General features: G+C 56.1%; 1 protein-coding gene. It reads right to left on the bottom strand.

Annotated elements, in window-relative coordinates; all coding sequences use genetic code 11:
• A partial coding sequence (locus Q4528_RS12685; RefSeq protein WP_303521820.1) for a hypothetical protein occupies positions 1-458 on the bottom strand: 458 nt, incomplete at both ends.

Genomic DNA, 458 nt, shown 5'->3' with positions numbered 1-458 from the left:
GTCAAACACATTGGCCGCCCCTGTCAGCTCGCTGTAGATGGGAGTGCCCTGCAGTGCGCCCAGATCATCACCCGCAGCATCAGTCAGATTCAAAACCAGATCTTGAGGCGCGAGAGGCGCGTCATTGCTGTTGGTATACGTCAGGTTCTCGATCAGAACCTCGATAGAGGTCGTGGTTGCGGTAGCGTTAAACGTGATAACCAGCGCTGCGCCCATTCCTCCGGCCAGCGTGCCAATCGTCGCGCCACCATAGGTGACGTTGGCTCCAGACAGCCCGATTTCGCCAGCGCCTGTGCCCTGATTGCGCACGGACACCGTTTCTTCGGACAGCAGATTTGATACGGTCAACGAACCGCCATCAAAGTTACCTTCGGCGTCTACGAGCGTAACATCGTTGTCCAGCAACTGAGGATCAGCATTCACGGTGTTTTCGTCAAAAGTGACGCTCGGAGCAAAAC

This window comes from Staphylococcus pasteuri, assembly GCF_030547725.1.
Classification (GTDB): Bacteria; Bacillota; Bacilli; order Staphylococcales; family Staphylococcaceae; genus Staphylococcus; species Staphylococcus pasteuri.
Note: the sequence above shows the minus strand (reverse complement) of the source record. Positions and strands in the feature narration are given on the sequence as shown.